The organism is Microbacterium jejuense, from assembly GCF_039544225.1.
Classification (GTDB): domain Bacteria; phylum Actinomycetota; class Actinomycetes; order Actinomycetales; family Microbacteriaceae; genus Microbacterium; species Microbacterium jejuense.
In genome coordinates, this window is the sequence record NZ_BAABLG010000002.1 from 100,236 (window position 1) to 119,069 (window position 18,834).

Here is an 18,834-nt window from a genome sequence, read left to right on the forward strand (position 1 = left end):
CGCGTCGCCTCTCTCGATGGGTCTGTAGCTCACACCGACTGGCCGACGCCCCAGAAGAAGTTGACGAGGGTCACGGATGCGCCGCAGATCACTGCTGCCCCGCACGCAACGAGCACACCGAGCTTGCCTCGGGACGCGAGGTGTGGGTTGGACGAGTTCGCGCCGTAACCCCACGCGACGGCGGCGATGATGAGAGCGAGTACGGCGAGGATGAGTCCTACCGTCATCACTGCGCCGACGATGACGCGGAGCTGCTCGATGCCGGGAAGTCCCGACCCATTGGGTGCGATGTCAATCACGGTCTTGCTCCTTGTCTGGGCGGAAACGAACCTGCGTACAAGGTGCGTGCGGCGTCCCCGCGGCACATCGGCGCCGACAAAGCGCGTGAGCGCCTGCGACTACAGCTGCTGGCCCACACCGATGAGGAAGTTCATCCACGCGACTCCCGCGCCGGCGAGCACTGCCGCGCCCACGGCGACGAGGACCCCGGCGCGCGATCGCATTGCGGACTGGTGGTTGCCGCTCGACGAGGAAATCGCCCAGGTGATTGCGCAGACCAGGATCGCGAGCACCGCGAAGATGAGCACGTACATCAGGAGTGCGCCCACGATCGCACGGAGGTCAGCAGCGCCACCGACGGCACCGAAGTCCGGGAAGATGTCCATCGCGGTCACCTCGGTGCGCCAGCCAGGCACGCGGACCGCCCCGACGCCGCGGCATCCAACCCGGCGGCGCCGTGCTCGGCGAGCCACTGCTCGGCGTCGACCGATGGCTCGAACGAACCACCCGGTCGGATCTCGAAGTGCAGGTGCGAGCCTGTCGATTTGCCGGATGAGCCCACATCCGCGATGTGCTGACCGGCGCTGACGCGCTCGCCGACCGCCACGTAGATCCCGGTTGGCCACATGTGTCCGTAGGCGGACGCAACGCGCGCACCGGCGATCGTGTGCTCGATGATGATGAGCTGTCCGTAGCCCCCGTAGGGCCCGGCCCAAGTGACGATCCCATTTGCCACAGCGAGGATGGGTGTGCCCTCCGCGGCGGCGTAGTCGGTGCCTGCGTGGAAGGCGCGCTCTCCGCTCATCGGGTCGGTCCGCCAGCCGTACCCGCTGGATCGAACCCACGTGCCTTTCGCGAGTGGAAGGACGACGCGGGATGTCTCAGGAACGGTGTCAAGAGGAGCCGCCGAGCTCTCTCCGTGAAAGGTGGGCTTGGTCAGCGCCGTGATGATGGCTTCCGCGACCGGCTGGTACTCCTGGTAACGGTCGGGGTACGCGGAGCGCTCGACCGACTGGGCAGCGGACCCTGGATCCGTGGTCTGCCATCCCGCAATGTCGAGGAGGCCTGCCGGCGACGGGTAGTTGGGCCCCTCCGCCCCTCCGAAGAATGCGCGCACCTGGTATTTCGGATCCATAAGCTTGGCGACGGTGCCCCATCCCGAACTCGGGCGCATCTGGAAGAGACCCAACGAGTCATGGTCGCTTCCGACACCGTCGTTGGGCATGTCGAGCGATTCGGGATGCGCAGGATTCGCCAGCATCCTCAGTGTCGACTCCGTGAGCGCCGCCATCAGCGCGATCAGCACTCCTTGCCGCCCGACGCCTTCGATTCCGCTGCCGACGGTGATGATGGTGGCCGCGTGCGTGAGTTGAGCACGCCCGAGAGTGACGGACACTCCGTCACTGCGGGCTGCGATGAGTTCACCAGGCACGTTGGAGACGACGAGCTGGCCGGACATCTGACATGCCGCGAGGGCCGCGGGGGAGAGCAAGATCGGAACTGCGAGCAACCCCGCAAAGGGAAGGGTGAGCACAGCCACCACGAGGCAGATCGCGAGCTTCTTCATGTTCGCCGCCGTCAGCGAAGCGGGTTGTCCACTTCGGAGAGCCGCAGGAGGTGGCACTCGTCGAAGCTGGGTTCGCAGGCGATGAACATCGTGAATGCGATGGGCCGGGAGGTTTCTTGATCGTCGGTGCCGACGACGCCGGCGCGGTGGCGGGTGCCCGAGAGCGTGTACGCGATCGTTCCGGGCAGGAGTTCGCCTTCGGTCGCCTGCGCGAGCGCGTCGCTCCAGGATGCTGGGACGAATACGTCATCGATCGTCAGCCACTGCCGGGTTTCATATGTGCGCAGCTTGGACCATGCATCCGCGGTAGGGAGGTATGAGCGGACGTCGGATGCCAGCGCGGAGGTCTCGACTCCCGACGGGTCGCCGGCGTCGACGATGACCTGCGCGTAGTCCGTCAGGTCGAACTCGGTGGTGTCCCACGTGATCAGTGCCTCGGCCGCGTCGCGGGCAAAGGCTTCTGCATCTGTCGTGGACGCGATCGCGTGCGGCGCGCCGCGCGTCTCCATCGGGCTTGGCGCGACGGGGGCAGCGTCCCGCGTCGACGGGGTGACAGCCGGGGTGCCGGCGCCAGGCGAGGGCGCCAGCGTCAGTCCGTACAGTCCCACGCCCACGAGCGCGGCAAGAATCCCGAAGCCGATCGCGACGAGAACGATGAGACGGCGACGTGGGGGATGCGGGGTGAGAGCCATCACGCGATCTCCCTGTTTGCTTGAGCGCGAGCTGCGCGGAGCGCGGAGAAGAACTCCACCGTGGAGGCGAGCGTCTCCTCGAACTGCGTGAGCTGCTCGTCGGACACTTCGGTGGCGACGGCGTTGACGTCGAAGTGCGTCCACCACAGGTCGAGGTCCTCCCAGACGCGCACGAAAGCGCGAACAGGGAAGACGTGCGTGGAAGCTGGCCGCGCCTTGGGTGAGCGCCCCTTGCGCTTCGCGTCCTTGACGCGGGCGAGCGCGGCGTTCGCCAGTTGCTCGAGTTCATCGGGCGGCTCGAAGTCGTCGGGCGCCTCGAAGTCCTCGAAGGTGCGCACTGGTTCCGGGTCGACGAACTCTCTGATGCGCGCGTGTGCCGCGGTGACGCTGCCACCTTGGTCGATGAGGCGCAACTCATTGCCGGCGCGTTCTCTCAACACCGGATCCGTCACCGGGCTGTCGACGAGCCGTTGAAGCTCTGCGATGCGCTCAAGAGTCGTGTACGACGCTCTGCCGGTCACCATCTTCGCTGCCTGGGTGCGGCTCTTACCCGGCTTGAACTGCGGTGGTGCCACGGTGGCACCACCGTAGTTTCCGGCAGAATCGTCCCTGCGGCTGAACTGCGTTGCGGATTGGCGTCGCAGCGCGTCCTCGGTGATGTACTCCTTCAGTTCCGTGTACAGCGTTGCGGCCTCGGTGGGTGTGAGCGGCTTGTGGAGCACGTTCTCTGCCTGCTCTGCGAGGAGTTCGGCCAGCCGGTCCGAGATCCCCGATCTGACCCAGACCTTGATCGTCTTCTCGCCCAGACGCTTCAGAGCTTCGAGTCGTCTGGCCCCGCACACGAGCACGCCTTCCGGCGTGACGGTGACCGGCTGCAGCAGCCCATCGCGGGTGATGGACGCGGCCAACTCGTCGATGTCGCCGTACTCGTGGCGGTGCCGCTTCCCGACGACGATCGAGGCGATCGATCGTTCGAGCTCGATGTGTCCGATCCGTGTGCTCACGCTCACCGCCTCGCTCTCTCGGCGGGGGCCGCCAGGCTGACGGCGAGGACGAGATCGTCATCCGTGAGAAGAGACCTCAAGGGTTCGCCGATCAGCAGCCGGAGCAGGATGCCGCGCCCCGCTGTAGTGCGAGCCACCTCGGGCTCCGGGTTACCGAGGACGGCGCGGAGGAGTCCGTTCCATGACGCCGACGACAAGTCGAGGAGAGTCCTCCCATGGACGTCTCGTCGCAGTGACTCCCAGGCCGTCGCGCGCGAGGGCACCTCGCTGAGCCGGGCACAGATGTACTCCATCGCGGTGCGCGCCGGCGTCCGCGGCCAACCGAGGAGCGTCATGAAAGCGATCGCGTTCTCGATGGCCTCGAGGATGCCGGCGCCTGCGTGCGGCGTGTCGGCGGCGTCGATGTCCTCCATCGACTCCACTCTGAGCGCCGGGTGATAGTCGCTCAGCGGGTTCTCGCGATCGCTGAACCGCTCGGGGTCGTGGAAGGAGGAGAACTCGGGTCTCCGCGCCTGGTACACCGAGCACAGCAGACCGTTCGCCCGTTCCTCCGCAATCAGGGTGACCTGGACGGCTCGTGTCACGACCGCCCACGGATCATCGGCGTTTCGCACCGAGGGCAGGCGCATGGCATCGAAGGCGGCCGCCGCCGCGTCCCACGGGTCGAGCCCGTGTTTGCGCGCCAGCTTCGCGTAGCGCTTGACGACGTAGGCCATGAGCGCGGCCGCATCCTTGTCGTGGCGCCAGGCTCCGTGATCCTGCGCGGCAAGGCGTTCGAGCAGTTCGCGAAGACCCTCCGAGGTCTCGAATTGTTCACGAGCGTCGTCTTCCCGCGCCGAGCGGGGGACACGCGGAGCCGATGTGGGAGCGTCCGCAGGTGACCAGGAGCGCTGGGTGTCCATGGCAACCTCGCTACCGACCGATCCCGGAACGTCGGACAGCGCCGTGCGCATGGCGGCTGCTTCCGAATGCCGAAACGGGCGGGAGGTGAAGCGCCCGATCGCGAATAGCGCGTCGCGTGGCCGCAACGCCCTGGGTCGGCAAAGCGCGGGCGCGGCGCGCGATCGCCGATTCAAGGTCGATGCCTTGCCCGGCGACGCGGCCGGTGACCGCGGGAACGAGTTCCGTGGGTCGCATCCACACGACTTCGCTCCGGACGCGCTCGCCACCCGACAGACTGAGCGGCTGCTTCGTGAGTGAAGGATCGCCGTGCCGTGCGAACTCGGAGACCTCATCGCGGGCGGACGTGTCCGCGCGGTCGCCGAAGTTGACGGGCGCGCTCGCACCTTGGCGCGAGTCCACGCGCTCGTCAGGGGCGTACTCGTTCATGGCGTGACTCCGTTCTGGAGGTCAGGTGTGTCGAGCGTCCCCGCAAACCACCGGCCGACTGTCGACGGATGGACTCCTGTGACGCTCGCGATCTCCTTGTTCGACATGCCTCGCTGACGCATCAGCGCCGCGATGTCTTTACGGGCACCCTTCTCCGGAGTGTCCGGCGTCGGGCGAAGCTGCACGACTTCTGTGGATGGCGCGATTTCCGGCCGCGCTGTGGAGGAAGGAAGAACTCGAAAGCGCTGTGTGAGGACGACGGTGAGATGGGTGATCGCGAGCAGGACCAGCGGCGGTACCGCCGCGACGCACGCAGCGAGTAGCGAGGGAACGTCGGCGTCGGCGGCGACGATCGCGTGAATGGCGTTTGCGGCGACCGATGCCGCAGCGCCTGCGATGAGAAGCATCCATGGGTACCAGGCGTCACGTCGGCCCGCCAATGCGACGACGGCAACCGTGCCGACGACAATGACACCGTCGACGATGAGAGGCCACGCCCACGCTTGCGCCGGGGCGATGCCAGATCGGCGCGCAAGATCGGCGAGCGCCGTGAAAGAGAGCCAGAAGGCGCCGATCGCGATGAAGACCGTGCCCGCGATCGCCGTCCACACGGCGACTCGGCCCGGCCGTGGGTCTGCGGGAGCGGGGATCACAAGACCACCTGCCCGCTCATCGACCTGCCGCCCTGGCTGCTTCGAAAGGGCGCCGTCGACACCACCGCCGTCCGGTAGGCAGAGCGGATCGTCGTCAGGATCTCTGATTGCTGAAGGCCGGCGCGCTCTGCGGCCGGGCCGAGAACGTCCCGCGCGCGGTGATCCGTGACCCCGTTCTCCGCCAGGCGGCACGCTGCCCAGTAGAGCGCGCGGTTGCGTTCACCCTCGACGCGCGTGGCGAGCCAGGCAGCGATCCGATCCGCGTCGACGTCGCGCCGGTCCCCGATGGCGCCGTTCGACGGGGGAGCCGGCCTCGGATCGAGGAACTGTCGAAGCGCGGTCGCGTCGATCGGCACCGCATCCCCTCGCCCTGCTCCGATCAACTCGTATCCGCACCTGTTGCCTTCGAACAGCACCCGCGACGGAGGGACGACGACATAGCCGCCATCACCACGAAAGTCGATCCCGGCCCGAGCCACTTGCCACGAAGGTTGAGGACGGTCGGGATCCGCGGGGTAGTACGCGTGCATTCCGCCGGATGCTGTCTTCACCAACGCCTGCCAGCGGTCCGAGAGGCCCTCGCGGCGAGCGAGCTCGAACGCCGCGAAGCCGCGCACTCGACCGTGCACGTCGATGTCGACCACTTCGAGCCCGGAGGCGGATCCGGTCGGCATGCCGATGTTCGCCTCGGGCCACCGAGTCCACCACGTCCGGATCTCGTCGATGTCGGTGGTTGCGTCGAGGAACCCGTGACGGGTCAGGGGGCGCTTCTCGGCCGCCTTGCAGGGAAAGATTGGAAGTCCAGCTGCGGCGAACCGCTCCACACCCTCTCTCTGCGAGAGCCCGATGACGGATGCGAACAGCGACGCGGTGTCCATCAGAGCCCCCGACCTGCCGTCGCGGTGCGGCTCCGGTGCTGCCGGTCGGCCATCACCCGGGCCGCGTTGTCGCGCGCTTCGAAGGCACGTCCGGATGCGGTCGGTCCCGACTTCTGCTCGCGCACCAACCCCGGCGGGTCACCGGATCCCACCTGTGCCGTGTCCAGCTGCGAAAGGATCGCGAGTGCGGTCGACCGGACACGCTCGGCAGTTGCCTGAACGACTTCGACGGGTGTCTTGCCGTCGACGGACGTTGCCCAGGTCGACACGTAGGGCACGGTGTAGTCAGATGTGTCGAGTCCGTGGGCCGCGCCGATCATCAGCGCGACGGACTCCGCTTCGACTTCGCCGATGCCGCGATGCAGCGTGGCCTCCGGGTGATCCGGCCCATGCAGATGCACGTGGGCGAGTTCGTGGGCGAGAGTCTTCGCTCGGGCGGCCGGATCGATGTCGCCTCGGACAGCCACACTCTTCAGGATGTAGTCCGTCATGCCGTTCGCTCCTCCGAGATTCCGATCGCTGTCGACAAGGCGCAACGAATACCCCCGTGCACGCACGAGCGCCGCAAGTCCGTCCCACATCCCTGTCGGCGCTTGCCCCTCAAGAAGCCGGGGCTGTGGTGGCTCGGGGATCGGGTCACCGCTGGTCTGTGAGGCGTCCCACACGTAAGCGGGACGTACGCCCACCAGTCGCGACTGAATCACTTCGCCGCGCTGTGGAGCCTCGCGCGGCGATAGCCGCCGCCACGACTCGGCGACCTGCGGAGTAGGCGAGGCGAACCGGCCCACGACCGGGGCGAGGATCATGTAGCCGCGCTGGCCGCGATCGACGGATCGCCCCAGAGTGAGCCACTGGTGGAAGCCGGCGACGTACGTCGGCGTCGGATCGGAGACCCGGCCCTCATCGAACGCCGTAGCGTGCTGCATCCAGATCAGCAGGGTGTTGCTGAATGACCGAGAGCGGAACCGAGCCGCGAACGTGAGCGCGCGCTTCCAGTCTCCGCCCGTCACGAGGTCGGCTACCGCCTCGGCTAGCTGAGCATGGATCCGGTCCAGCTTCGCCTGAGTGGCACCGGCATCGGACCTCTGATGAGCCATGACGCCCTACCCCCTTCGCAGTCGCCCTGTGGCGGCTTCATCAGCAGAGGTAGGTGTTCACTCACCGTTTCGGTCGTCACCGTTTCGGTCGTCACCGGGGCGGCGGCAGGCGGGGGAGCGCGTATGGGAAGTGTGCGTACATAGGTGCAACATACGCCTCATGTGCTGAAATAGATAGCAAACTCCCGCACTGTGCGTAGCGATAACCTGTCGTCGTGGGTAGACGTTCCCAGGGCGAGGCCGGCGCTTGGTCGATGGACCTGGTGCGCGCGATTTCCACCCTCCGTGACGCCGCGGGCATGACGAATCAAGAACTGATCGACCGATCCGAAATGTCGGCGAGCTACTTCTATGGGCGCCTGCGGGGTGCAGCTCCCTTCGATGCCAACGACATCGAGAAGCTCGCACAGGCACTCGGAATCCATCCACACGAGATCTCGCGGGTCGCAGCATCCATCGGCGACGCTCGGGAGATCGAGCCGGTCGTCGACACCGATGCCAAGGAACTAGGCCGCCGGCTGACCGCGGCATCTCACGCCCCGCGGCTGGACGGATCCGCGTTCGACATCGACGGCCTCATCAACGAACTCGCCGAGCGCGGGGTAGCGCTCGACCGCGACGAGTGGTCCAGCCTGCTCGCGGGGGATCCGCGCACACCTGTTCGTGTGAGGGTGCTCGAAGGCGTCGGTTCGTATGCGGGCGTCCCGACGGCTTACCTGCTCGACCTGGATGACGCCGCCGCAGTCGAGGCGGCGGAGGCGAACTTCGAGTTCCGTGAGGCGCTCAAGGCGTCCGGTGCCGACTCGGTGTCAGCGCGGGCCGTCGGCGAGATCTCGCCGGCAGCCCTGCGCGCGATTGCTCAGACCCTCAGGTCGATCTCTGCGCATTAGCGCATTCCCCTCACCGCTACTGCGCATCGGCGTACAGTGGGACCATTCGAGCGATCGCTGTGCCGAGATCGTGATCGGAGGTCGGGCGTCATGAGCTACCGCGCATCTCGAGATCATGAAGAGTTGCGCGCTCGCGCAGATGCTCAGCTTCAGCGTCTCGATCTCCCCGACGAGGTTGAGCTCGACGACATCGTTCGGCACGTCGCGTCGGCCACCGGCAAACGGATCGACATCGAACCGGTCGGCGATCGGGACTGGGAGAACATCACCGGCCTGGTTCTGCTCACCACCGACTCGGCGAAGATCCTCGTGCGCAAGTCAGACCCTCGCTGGTATCAGTTCCACACGGTGCTCCACGAACTGTCGCACGTCCTGTTCGAGCACGCCGGGTGTGCGACGCTGCCCATCAAGCACCCTGGGTCTCGTCACGTGCGCGCCGGCCAGACTGTGCTCGCGCGGGGCATCGTCACCCCGGACTTCGAGCTCGACCTGGACTTCACCGACAACGAGCTCGTCATCGAGGCCGAAGCAGAGAAGCTGTCGCAGCTCCTCTCGCGGCTGCTCCTTCGACCGCGCCACGGTCACGACGAAGCGGTGTTCGGCTGATGGTCCTCAGTATCGAAGCCATTGCGTTTCTCGCGCTCCTGACCCTCACGCTGATTCGACTGCCGTCTGCAGTTCGCGAGCCGTCGAGCCGACTGACCTGGATCGCCACCATCACGGGGCTCACTGCCGTGTTCATGGTCGGAGTCGTCGTCCCGCTGCCGATCGTCGACGGCTGGTTCGGCGGAACGAACGTCGTAAACCTCGTCCAGAACATCCTCGCGACCACGGCATTCTGGTTCGTCATGCAGGCAACCCTCACGCTCGACGGCAGCCGATTCAGTCCGCGCAGCCTGTGGGAGCTGCCCGCGATGTTCCTCTCCTTCACCATCCCGTTCCTGCTGATCACCGAGCGAGGGCCGACGACGGACGAGTTCATCAAGGAGACGGCCGACCAGTTCGGCCTGTGGGCGTACGCATCGCTTTACATGGGATGCGTCGTGCTCATCATGGTGCGGATGCTGCGCGGAATCCGCGGTCGAAAGCCACGGCCGTACATCTTCATCCGCGTCGGCGCATGGTCGATCCTCGTGGCGAGCCTCATCGAGATCGCCTATCTCACGCTGCGGGTCGCAGGTCTGGGACGGACCCCGTCGGTCGAAGCCGTCGGAGCGCTGTTCACGATTCCGTTCTACGGCGGTGTCGTCCTGGTGTGCGCCGGCATCATCGTTTTCGCCGTCGCCCGCGCCGGCAGGAGGTCGATGAACGCGACACTCGGGCGGCTCCTCGCGAAGGCGAGCATCGACCGCGGGATGATCGTGAAACCCATTCCTGACGAGGACCCGGTGCATGAGACCTATCGGCTGGCCGTTCGCCTGACAGACATCGCGAACAGCCAGGAGCTGACGAAGCGCGAGAGAGTCCTCCTTCGCGCCGCCACGGAGATGATCGACCGACAGATGCGCGCGCCAGCTGTGGTTCGGATGTCGAGTGTCGCGGGGGCGGTGAGCGCACCTTGAAGGTGATTGGCGCTGTTGTCGCGATCCTTGGCGTGTTCGCAGCGACTGCCGCAGTAATGATCTGGATGCTGGCACGTCGCGTTGTCGGCGTTACACCGCGCCGGAAGACTCTGACAGTGCGCGGCGTAGGCGACGACATCGACCTACCGCGCAACGATCTCACCGTTGTTGACGGGCACTACGGACTCTGGTTCGGGAAGGAATTTGAGCATCACGCGCTGATCGGCCCGGTGGTGTCACTGCGCGGCGCTCGAGTGACACGTCGCGTTCTCAAGACGACCGCGCCCATCAGTAGCGAACCATTCGAAGCTCACTGGACCGGCCACATCATGAGCGGTCCTGGCGAGATCGACCCTGACTGGACGGACGTGACGGTACCTCTGTGCGACGGCGCCGCGGCCCCGGCCTGGCTCTTGCATGGGAAGTCTCTCAATGCGCCGTGGGTGATCCACGTGCAGGGCATCCGCACTTCGCGGCTCGTCGCGCTGCGATCAGTTGACGCGGCGGCTAGCGGCGGTCTGACGTCGCTGGTGATCACATATCGAGGGTCTGGCGATGGCCCCCACGCGGGCGCATCGATGCTCGGCCAGTGTGAGTGGCGGGACCTCGCCGATGCTGTCGCCTTCGCGCGATCGCAGGGGGCAACCGCCGTATACGTCGTTGCGTGGTCGATGGCCGCGGGGCTTGCGCTCAATCTGCTTCAGCACGACCCCACGGCCTTCGACCGGCTCGCGCTCATCGCCCCAGCGACCGACTGGCGCGCCATCATCCGTCATGGCGTTCATCGAGCGCGGTTGCCGCGCATTGCGGCGACAGCCGTGATGCAGGCCCTCGGTTCCCGCAAGGTCAGCCGCTGGCTCGGTCTCGCTGCCCCGCTGGACTTTGAGAGTCTCGACTGGCTGCGGCGTCCGTCCGTGGAGGTGCCGACAGTCGTCGTCCACTCCGCGGGGGATGAAGAGATTCCGTTCTCACTCAGCCGACGCTTCCTCTCGATGAACGGGGACTCGGTACTCGTCGAAACGATTCCGGCGCCTCACGGATGGGAGGCGAACGTCGACTCAGCGGCGTTCGACTCCGCTTTGGCAACGTGGCTCGAGTAGTGAACGATGGTCAGTTCAGGCGCTGCTTGGCCTCATCCATCGAGATCTCGCCCGAGTTCGCGGCGGCCATCGTGGCGATGTCGCGGCGTCGGATCTTCACGAAGAAGAAGAAGATGCAGGTGACTGCTAGTCCGATCGTGGGGTAGAGGTGGCTGACATCCCACAAGCCCTGGATCGCAGTGTCGGTCTGAAGTGCGACGCCGTCGGCCTTCATCTTCGCGAGCTCTTCGAAGCTGCCGGCCTCCACGCTGACGAAGCCATACGCGGCGAGGATCAGTAGCGAGAGAGACGACACGACGCTCGTGCCGAACTTGTTCGCGAAACCGTACGACGCCCAGACCATCGCGGTGTGATCGGTTCCGGTGCGGAACCGGCCGGTCTCGGCGATGTCGGGAAGCAGCATCTGCGTCGCGAGCAGGATGAGGATGAGGCAGGTTCCCTTCACCGCTTCGAGCGCGATGAACAGACCCAGGTTCGCGGGAGCGCCTTCGACGCCCATGCTGTAGAGCCCGACGCCAGCGGCGACACCGACGATGCCGGCGACCCTAATCGCCACGACTTTGTCGACCCTCTTGAACAGCGGCGGGAGGAGCGGGATCAGCAGCAGCGTGGGCACGATCGCGATGAGACCGATGAGCGATGCCAGCGACGCGTTGTCGAAGATATAGAACCCGATGAAGAGCGAATAGGCGCCGCCGGTTGCGGTCAAGCCGAGAACGAGGATGGCGAGCACGAGGAAGCCGAGCTCGGGCGTCGACCGCAGGAAGCGCAGCATCTGGCGGAAGCCATGTTCAGCCTCGGCATCCGCCTTCTCCGGCTCTGGTTCGGTGACGGCGATGTTGCGCTCCCTCAAGGCGAACATGGCCGGAATCGCGAGAAGAATCCCCCAGAAAGCGAAGAGGATGGCGGAGCCCGCGTATCCCCAGCTGCCCGCGATCAGAAGAGTGCCGAGGATCAAGACTGGCAGGTTGCTGACGATCTGCCCCAGTGCGCTGTACGACTGGAGAGTGGTGCGCTCGTTGTTGTCGTTCGTGAGGGTGTTCAGCATCGAGCCGTAGGGCGTGGATGACAGCGTGTACGCGAAGTCGTACAGCATGTAGCCGATGGCGTACTGGACGATGCGGAGCCAGATCGGCGCGTCGGTGTTGACCGTGAAGGTCACGATCATCGCGATGGGCAGAATGAAGGCCGCGATGCGGTACCAGGGGAGGTAGCGACCGCGGAAGAGCCAGCGGAGGAAGGGGCTCTTGCCGCCGTTAAGGCGCACCCGGTCGACGAGGTAGCCGAACAGCAGGTCGTTCGCGGCATCCCACACGCGCAGCACGAGCACCACGACAGCAGAGATCGCGGGCGGGATGCCGATCATCAGCAGGTACGTGGCGAGGAACGCCGAGATGAAGAAGTGTGCGGTGAAGTGCGAGCCTGATCCGATGATGTACGCGAGACGCTCTCCCATCGGAACCATGCCGCGACGCTTCTTCTCGGAGACCGCCGCAGGGGCATCGATGTCGGTCGACATGAGAGGCTCACTTCCTTGTGATGGCAAGCCGCACTCCGGCTCGAGCGACAACACACTAACATGAAAGCCATCCAGATGGGTGGGTTTCAAGGAGGTTCCCATGGCGCGAGTATCTCGGCGGGCGCATGTGATTCGGTCGGCTTTTCGAGCCGCGCTGCTGACGCTGGCGGCGCCGATCGTGGCGCTTGTCTCGCTCTTCACACTTGGTGCCTTTGTTCCCCGCCTCCCGCGGATCGGTGTCGCCGGCTCGCTGGTGTGGCCGACGTATATCGGTCCGGGGGTGATCGCGGGCATGGTCGGTTCTGGCGCTGCCTCAGGGGCGGCGGCATTGGGGAGCAAGCGATTCGGCAGTGTGCTCGCAGTGCTCGGCTCGGTGAGCACGCTGGCTTCGGCCGTGATCCTCGTCGACCAGGTGCGGGCCGCTCGGGCTGCCGGGGCGTCAGTGTCGGTGTCGGCATTCTCTGTGCGGAGGAGTCCCAAGCCGACCCCGGACGCGGTGGAGTCGTATGCCGCGGACAGCGATGGTCGACCGCTGCGTGCAGAGATCTATCTTCCGCGGAATCCGCGGGTTGAGAGCGCGCCATTGATGGTCTACGTGCATGGCGGTGGTTGGATCCAGGGCGCGCCCGACGACGCTTCGGCGGACTTGCGCTGGTTCGCTGATCACGGATACGTCGTCATCGCACCGGAGTACAGCCTCGCGACCGATTCCCGGCCGACCTGGGACGTCGCCATGTCGCAGATCGGCATGGCGCTGGCGTGGGCGGCCGAGAATGCGGAGCGGTGGACGGCGGATGCCGAGCGAATCGTCGTCTGGGGTGGCTCGGCCGGCGCGAATCTCGCACTTGCCGCGACGTATGCCTCAGCGGTGGACCGCCTCGAGCTGCCGAACGGGAAGAGCGTCCCCCGTGTTACTGCGGTCGCCGGCGAAGTACCCGCGGTCGACCCGGTCTACGTCCACGACAACATCGATCCACAGTGGGGTCCGGCTACCCGCGACATGGTGCGTACCTACATCGGCGGCGACATCGCGGACTTCCCGGAACGCATCGAGGCCATCCGGGTGAACAACTACCTGTCGCCGGCGGCGCCGCCGACTCTATTGACGGCATGCGTGCCTGATCACCTGGTTCCGGTTGCCGGGGTTCGGAACTTCGTTGCGGAGGCCAAGCGATCGGGCGTCGACATTCAGGCGGTCTACCGCCGATGGGGCGATCACCTCATCTCTGCGCGCTACGACGGACTGCCCAACCAGACCATGCTTCACCTGTACTTGCGTCACTTCCGCCGTCACGGCGCATGACGAAATCGCAGTGGGTGCCATTGCTTGACTTTAAGTAAAGGTTATCGCTAGCTTCGGGAGCCGTCACGAGTCCGCATCGACGCGGACCGACGAGCAACGGAGCTGAGTATGCAACGACGCACGATCTCTTCCCTCGCCGCACTGCTGACCGCGGTCCTTGCTTTCGGGCTGAGCGCCCCGGCCCAGGCGACGCCGCCCTATGGTCCAGACACGGAGTACGTCGCCTTGGGCGACTCCTTCTCGTCCGGGCTCGGTGCCACGGGATCCTCTCCGGGCGGATGCGGGACGAGCCCCAACGGGTATCCGACGCTGTGGGCAGAGCAGCACGGCATCACGAGTTTCATCGATGCCAGTTGCGGTGGCGCAACGACGGAGGATGTTCTCTCGACCCAGCTCTCAGCGCTCAGCGCAACGACGGATGTCGTCACGATCACCATCGGTGGCAACGACGCGGTACTCGGCAACCTCGTCACCAACTGCCTTCTCGGCAATGCCCAGTGCAACACGGTGAATCAGCAGTTCGCGGTCGACCTCCCCGGCTATTTGGCGAAGGTCGAGGCGACGTACGCAGCGATTCGCGACGCGGCGCCGAACGCGGATGTGTACGTGCTCGGATACCCGCACATCTTCGAGACCGGTTGGTTCTGCTACGGCCTGTTCGTTCCGAATCAGTACCAGCGTCAGAAGATCGTGGCCTCGATCGATCTCTTCGACAACGGCCTCGGAGAGCTCGCCACGGATGCCGGTTTCCACTGGGTCGACGTGCGCTCGATCTTCTCCGGACACAACGTCTGTTCGCTTCAGCCGTGGGTTCGATCGGTCGTCGACCTTCCGCCGGTACACCCCAACGACAACGGGTACCGGTTCGGCTACCTGGCGGCGCTGACGGCGGTCACCGGATGAGTAAGGCGGGCACCCGTGCAGACTTCTACACTGAGCGGGTGCCCGCCCCCACCCTTCCCGGTCCCAGCGGACGCCGCTTCGATGTCGACGTCCTTCTGGATGCTGCGCGCGAGATTTTCTACATCGACGGCTTTGCGCGTGCGCAGATCGTCGATATTGCTCGTGCGGCCGGGACGACCAAGCCCACGCTGTACGCGCGATTGGGAAACAAGGAGCGGATCCACGAAATGGTGGTGCGTCGCGAGGCCGACGTGTTTCGGAGCCAGGTTGCTGTCGCCTACGAACGAGGCGGTGACTTGCCGTTGCGCGAACTCGCGAGGTCTGGAATGGAGCCGCTGTTCCACTTCGCCCGTGAAAGACCTTCGGGTTTCCACGTTCTCTTCCTCGGCGATTCGCCGAGCGCCGAGGTGGTGACGATTCGCCGAGAGGTCGTGGAAGGCGTGATCGAACAGCTCGACGCGCTGATCCGCCGGAGGCAGAAGGTGCTCGGCGCTGAACTGGGAGAGTCATCCGATCTCATCGCCGCTGCGTGCGTCGGACTCGCACGTCAAGTCTGCGAGCGCGCAATCGCGCGCGGCGATGATCTTTTCGTGGCACAGGATCTCGCGGCTCGATTCGTCGAGAACGCGATCCGCAATCTCAACCTCGCCGGCGGCTCGCGGCGAAGCGAGCATAGAAACCACCCAACTGGGTGACTTTCGGGTAGGGTTGTCGCGGAAAGGACGTCATGGGCGACATCTACTTCGAACGCCTCCAGGCCGGCGCAGCCGCGTGGGAGGCAACCAATCCCCTCGAGGGCGGCGACGCTGAGCTCATCATGAGGCTGCTTGCCCCGCGCGAGGGTGAGGCGACGTATGTCGCCCCCGAGGTATCGACGCGGGACGAGGTGGTCGCCGTCTCGGGCGACGAATGCCGCATCCGTGTCTACTGCCCGCCTGCGCGCCGACCCGATCGCCCAGCTTTGATCTGGTGCCATGGAGGTTCGTTTTTCTCGGGTGATCTCGACATGGCCGAGGCCGATGCCGTTGCCCGCGAGGTGAGCGCGCGCGCGGATGCCGTCGTCATCTCGGTCGACTACCGGCTGGCGCTCGGGATCCACTTCCCTTCCTTGCACGATGACGTCCTTGCGGTCTTCGACTGGGTGGTGGATCGAGCCGATGAGCTGGGAGTCGACCCGGAGCGCATCTCTCTTGGCGGCGCGAGCGCCGGTGGGAACCTCGCCGCGGGCGCAGCCCTGGCGCTGCGAGACCGGGCGCGCCTCCAACCCGCGTCGACCCTGCTCCTCTATCCATTGCTGCACCCGGTGCTGCCCGTTCCGAGTGACGAGCTTGCGGGCAAGATCGCGAGACTGTCGCCGATGCTGCGCCCGTCTCCCGACCTCGTGCAAACCGTGGTCGAGAACTACATCGGGATGCCGGCGGTCGACGCTCCCGCATACGCGATGCCAGGCGTCGCGAACGATCTCGCGGGCTATCCGCGCACCCTGTTCCTGAACAGCGAATACGACGGGATGCGGGCCTCGGCCGAGGCGTTCGCCACGCAGCTTCGCGCAGTCGGAGTCGAAGTCGTTGAGCTGGTCGAGCCGGACGTCTACCACGGGCACCTCGGGAGGGGCGGTGCGGCGCCGTTCCTCCACTCGGTGCAGGTCATGGCCGACTGGCTTCGTGGCCTCGACGGCGAGGGCGCCGCGTGAGCGAGACGTCGAAGTCGACACTCCCGCTGTGGTCGCGGTGGCATGCGCGACGGGCGCAGTTGCCGAAGCCCACGCCCTGGCGATTGCGTCCGGTCCGTATTCCGATGCGCGACGGGATAACGCTCGGCGCAGACATCTATGAGCCGGCAGTTCCATCCAAGGGCGTGCTGCTTGCAGTCGGGCCCTACGGTCGCGGCTTCGTCTACACCGTCGGGTTCGCGTGGGCTTTCGCAGGGCAGGGTTACACCGTCGTGTTCGCTTCCACGCGCGGAACGGCCGACTCCGATGGAGTTCTCGATCCGATGCGCACCGACGCCGATGACAGTCACGACATCGTGAGTTGGCTGCGAGAGCAGCCTTGGTACGGAGGCCGCTTGGCGACGATCGGTGGCTCATATCTCGGCTTCACGCAGTGGGCACTGTTGGCCGATCCGCCGGCTGACCTAGCGGCATCGGTCGTCGTCATGGGGCCACACGATTTCAGTCGACACACTTGGGGGACAGGCTCCTTCCGCACGGACCTCATCGGCTGGAGCGGTGGAGTCGGGGGACCGCCCGAGAGCAGAAACCCGCTGCGCAACATGAAGGTTCGGCGCTCATTCGACAAAGGCGCGGAGGCGGTCATCGACGCGGTGCCGTCGTTGCCGGCAGCCGAAGCCTTCTTCGTCGGCAAGCGGGCGTGGATGCGGGACAGGCTTTCGCGTTCGGATCTGTCGGATCCGTACTGGAGCCCGATGCAGCACGCTCGCGCGCTCGAGAACATCAGCACCCCGACGCTCATCGTCGCGGGCTGGCAGGACATCTTCCTTCCGCAGTCGCTCGAGCAGTACGCGCGGCTCCGTCAGCGGGGTATCGATGTCGCTCTGACCGCTGGTGCATGGGTGCACGCTGACATCCTGCTCCGCGGCGGAACCACGATCGCTCGCGAAAGTGTTCGCTGGCTCGACGCGCACCTCGCCGGCATGCCGTTGGCACGCTCGGCCCCGGTGCGTGTCCAGATGACAGACCGGAAGACCTGGCTCGACTTCGATCAATGGCCGCCGCTCGATCTCGCATCCAAGACATTCCACCTGCATCCCGAGGGTCGTCTCGCTACCGAACGGCCCGAGCCGGATGCTGCGCCGGCGAGTTTCGTCTACGACCCCGGAGCTCCCACGCCGACGATCGGTGGCAACCTCATCGCCAAGGGCGGATACGTCGAGGACTCGGCTTACATCGAACGTACGGATGTGATCGTCTACGACAGCGATCCGCTCGATGGGGAACTGACCGTGCTCGGCGCCCCGGTCGTCAGCCTCGATCACACGGCAGAGCGGGCTGACGCAGACCTGTTCGTGCGCGTGAGCGATGTTGATCCCCGCGGCAGATCGACAGCAGTGAGCGAGACCTATGTGCGTGTCGGATCCGCGACAGAACCGGTCGCCCTCACCCTGAACGACACCGCGCACACGTTCCGCGCAGGACACCGTATCCGTCTGATTGTCGCAGGCGGCTCCTTTCCCCAGTTCAGCCGAAATCCTGGTACTGGGGAGAATCCTCTCGCCGCGCACGAGCTCTTTCCCAACACCCATGTCGTTTCGCACGCGCGTGCCGCGTCGACTGTCCGACTGCCGACTCGCGCGCCCTCGGCGTGACGACTCTACGGAATCCACTGAGAGCGGAAGGAATACGTGCTTATGCGACGTGCCGTTGTGACCGGAGGTGCAAGCGGCCTCGGAGCCGCCACGGCCGAACGTCTACGTTCAGACGCGATCGACGTGATCACCGTCGATCGCGTCGACGGGGCTGACGAGATCCTCGACATCACCGATGGGTCTGCAGTCGCTGCGCTGGCGGAACGTGTCGGCGCCATCGACATCCTGATCAACTCCGCGGGCATCGTCGGACCGAACCTGCCTTTGCTGCAGACCGACGCCGACGATTGGCGCCAGACGTTTGAGGTGAATGTGCTCGGCACGGTCGCGATGATGCAGGCGTTCGTGCCAGGGATGGTCGAGCGGAAGTGGGGGCGGATCGTCAATTTCGCGAGTATGGCGGGCAAGGACGGCAATCCCAACCTCAGCGTGTACTCGGCGACGAAAGCGGCCGTGATCGCGTTGACGAAGTCGGCAGGCAAGGAGTTGGCGACCACGGGCGTGATCGTGAACGCGATCGCTCCGGCGGTGATCGCCACCCCGATGAACGACTCCACAGCTTCCGAAGTTCTCGCCCACATCACCTCGCTCATCCCGATGAAGCGCGTGGGCGAGGCCCGTGAGGTGGCGGAGCTCGTGGCCTGGCTCGCCTCAGAAAGAGTGTCGTTTTCGACCGGCGCCGTGTACGACATCAGTGGAGGCCGCGCGACCTACTAGGTCGCGGGATTCGG

Annotated in this window: 21 protein-coding genes; 10 read left to right on the forward strand and 11 right to left on the reverse strand. The window is 65.8% G+C overall.

From position 1 onward, the window contains the following. Positions 1 to 29: 29 nt before the first annotated feature. From ABEA46_RS02845 to ABEA46_RS02890, 10 genes are all read right to left on the reverse strand, one after another. The gene (locus ABEA46_RS02845; RefSeq protein ID WP_116193375.1) at positions 30 to 299 is read right to left on the reverse strand and encodes a DUF6112 family protein; all 270 of its coding nucleotides are present in this window, start codon (positions 297 to 299) and stop codon (positions 30 to 32) included. Positions 300 to 398: 99 nt separating this feature from the next. After that, positions 399 to 665 carry a DUF6112 family protein gene (locus ABEA46_RS02850; RefSeq protein ID WP_345542840.1) on the reverse strand — a complete coding sequence of 89 codons (267 nt, stop codon included), beginning with the start codon at positions 663 to 665 and terminating at the stop codon, positions 399 to 401. A gap of 5 nt (positions 666 to 670) precedes the next feature. Next, positions 671 to 1,846: a M23 family metallopeptidase gene (locus ABEA46_RS02855; RefSeq protein WP_345542842.1), complete on the reverse strand. Its 1,176-nt coding sequence runs from the start codon at positions 1,844 to 1,846 to the stop codon at positions 671 to 673. Between the two features lie 11 nt (positions 1,847 to 1,857). Then, positions 1,858 to 2,538, reverse strand: coding sequence for a hypothetical protein (locus tag ABEA46_RS02860; RefSeq protein WP_345542843.1), 681 nt, complete (start codon positions 2,536 to 2,538; stop codon positions 1,858 to 1,860). Further along, complete coding sequence (locus ABEA46_RS02865; protein WP_345542844.1) at positions 2,538 to 3,542, reverse strand: ParB N-terminal domain-containing protein; 1,005 nt, start codon at positions 3,540 to 3,542, stop codon at positions 2,538 to 2,540. Before ABEA46_RS02865 ends, ABEA46_RS02860 begins: the two co-directional genes overlap by 1 nt. Before the next feature lie 2 nt (positions 3,543 to 3,544). Further along, a complete protein-coding gene (locus ABEA46_RS02870; protein ID WP_345542845.1) occupies positions 3,545 to 4,495 on the reverse strand; it encodes a hypothetical protein in 951 nt (316 codons plus the stop codon). Next, positions 4,455 to 4,871: a hypothetical protein gene (locus ABEA46_RS02875; RefSeq protein ID WP_345542846.1), complete on the reverse strand. Its 417-nt coding sequence runs from the start codon at positions 4,869 to 4,871 to the stop codon at positions 4,455 to 4,457. The genes ABEA46_RS02870 and ABEA46_RS02875 overlap by 41 nt, the downstream gene beginning before the upstream one ends. Further along, the gene (locus ABEA46_RS02880) at positions 4,868 to 5,482 is read right to left on the reverse strand and encodes a helix-turn-helix domain-containing protein (RefSeq protein WP_345542847.1); all 615 of its coding nucleotides are present in this window, start codon (positions 5,480 to 5,482) and stop codon (positions 4,868 to 4,870) included. The genes ABEA46_RS02875 and ABEA46_RS02880 overlap by 4 nt, the downstream gene beginning before the upstream one ends. A gap of 38 nt (positions 5,483 to 5,520) precedes the next feature. Then, positions 5,521 to 6,402: a bifunctional DNA primase/polymerase gene (locus ABEA46_RS02885; protein WP_345542848.1), complete on the reverse strand. Its 882-nt coding sequence runs from the start codon at positions 6,400 to 6,402 to the stop codon at positions 5,521 to 5,523. Beyond that, entirely contained in the window at positions 6,402 to 7,499 is a 1,098-nt protein-coding gene (locus ABEA46_RS02890) for an ArdC-like ssDNA-binding domain-containing protein (RefSeq protein ID WP_345542849.1), read from the reverse strand. The genes ABEA46_RS02885 and ABEA46_RS02890 overlap by 1 nt, the downstream gene beginning before the upstream one ends. A gap of 254 nt (positions 7,500 to 7,753) precedes the next feature. Between ABEA46_RS02890 and ABEA46_RS02895 the strand changes: the two genes are divergently transcribed. The 4 genes from ABEA46_RS02895 (at position 7,754) to ABEA46_RS02910 (ending at position 11,051) form a co-directional block, all read left to right on the forward strand. Next, on the forward strand, positions 7,754 to 8,389 hold the full coding sequence (locus ABEA46_RS02895; protein WP_345542850.1) for a helix-turn-helix domain-containing protein: 636 nt from the start codon (positions 7,754 to 7,756) through the stop codon (positions 8,387 to 8,389). 123 nt (positions 8,390 to 8,512) lie between these two features. Then, positions 8,513 to 8,995: a hypothetical protein gene (locus ABEA46_RS02900; protein WP_345542851.1), complete on the forward strand. Its 483-nt coding sequence runs from the start codon at positions 8,513 to 8,515 to the stop codon at positions 8,993 to 8,995. Continuing rightward, entirely contained in the window at positions 8,995 to 9,951 is a 957-nt protein-coding gene (locus ABEA46_RS02905; protein WP_345542852.1) for a hypothetical protein, read from the forward strand. The genes ABEA46_RS02900 and ABEA46_RS02905 overlap by 1 nt, the downstream gene beginning before the upstream one ends. A gap of 116 nt (positions 9,952 to 10,067) precedes the next feature. Beyond that, positions 10,068 to 11,051 carry an alpha/beta hydrolase family protein gene (locus tag ABEA46_RS02910; RefSeq protein ID WP_345542853.1) on the forward strand — a complete coding sequence of 328 codons (984 nt, stop codon included), beginning with the start codon at positions 10,068 to 10,070 and terminating at the stop codon, positions 11,049 to 11,051. A 10-nt stretch (positions 11,052 to 11,061) separates the two neighbouring features. On the opposite strand, the gene ABEA46_RS02915 is transcribed toward ABEA46_RS02910, so the two are convergent. Beyond that, the gene (locus tag ABEA46_RS02915; RefSeq protein WP_345542854.1) at positions 11,062 to 12,570 is read right to left on the reverse strand and encodes an MFS transporter; all 1,509 of its coding nucleotides are present in this window, start codon (positions 12,568 to 12,570) and stop codon (positions 11,062 to 11,064) included. 100 nt (positions 12,571 to 12,670) lie between these two features. On the opposite strand from ABEA46_RS02915, the gene ABEA46_RS02920 reads away from it, so the two are divergent. The 6 genes from ABEA46_RS02920 to ABEA46_RS02945 all read left to right on the forward strand — a co-directional run bounded on the left by ABEA46_RS02920 (position 12,671) and on the right by ABEA46_RS02945 (position 18,820). Beyond that, the gene (locus ABEA46_RS02920; RefSeq protein ID WP_345542856.1) at positions 12,671 to 13,873 is read left to right on the forward strand and encodes an alpha/beta hydrolase fold domain-containing protein; all 1,203 of its coding nucleotides are present in this window, start codon (positions 12,671 to 12,673) and stop codon (positions 13,871 to 13,873) included. Between the two features lie 108 nt (positions 13,874 to 13,981). Further along, positions 13,982 to 14,776, forward strand: coding sequence for an SGNH/GDSL hydrolase family protein (locus ABEA46_RS02925; RefSeq protein ID WP_345542857.1), 795 nt, complete (start codon positions 13,982 to 13,984; stop codon positions 14,774 to 14,776). A gap of 38 nt (positions 14,777 to 14,814) precedes the next feature. Then, complete coding sequence (locus tag ABEA46_RS02930; protein ID WP_345542858.1) at positions 14,815 to 15,471, forward strand: TetR/AcrR family transcriptional regulator; 657 nt, start codon at positions 14,815 to 14,817, stop codon at positions 15,469 to 15,471. 32 nt (positions 15,472 to 15,503) lie between these two features. Further along, complete coding sequence (locus tag ABEA46_RS02935; RefSeq protein ID WP_345542859.1) at positions 15,504 to 16,469, forward strand: alpha/beta hydrolase; 966 nt, start codon at positions 15,504 to 15,506, stop codon at positions 16,467 to 16,469. Then, entirely contained in the window at positions 16,466 to 18,103 is a 1,638-nt protein-coding gene (locus ABEA46_RS02940; protein WP_345542860.1) for a CocE/NonD family hydrolase, read from the forward strand. Before ABEA46_RS02935 ends, ABEA46_RS02940 begins: the two co-directional genes overlap by 4 nt. Positions 18,104 to 18,145: 42 nt before the next feature. Further along, entirely contained in the window at positions 18,146 to 18,820 is a 675-nt protein-coding gene (locus tag ABEA46_RS02945; protein ID WP_345542861.1) for an SDR family NAD(P)-dependent oxidoreductase, read from the forward strand. Positions 18,821 to 18,834: the final 14 nt, after the last annotated feature.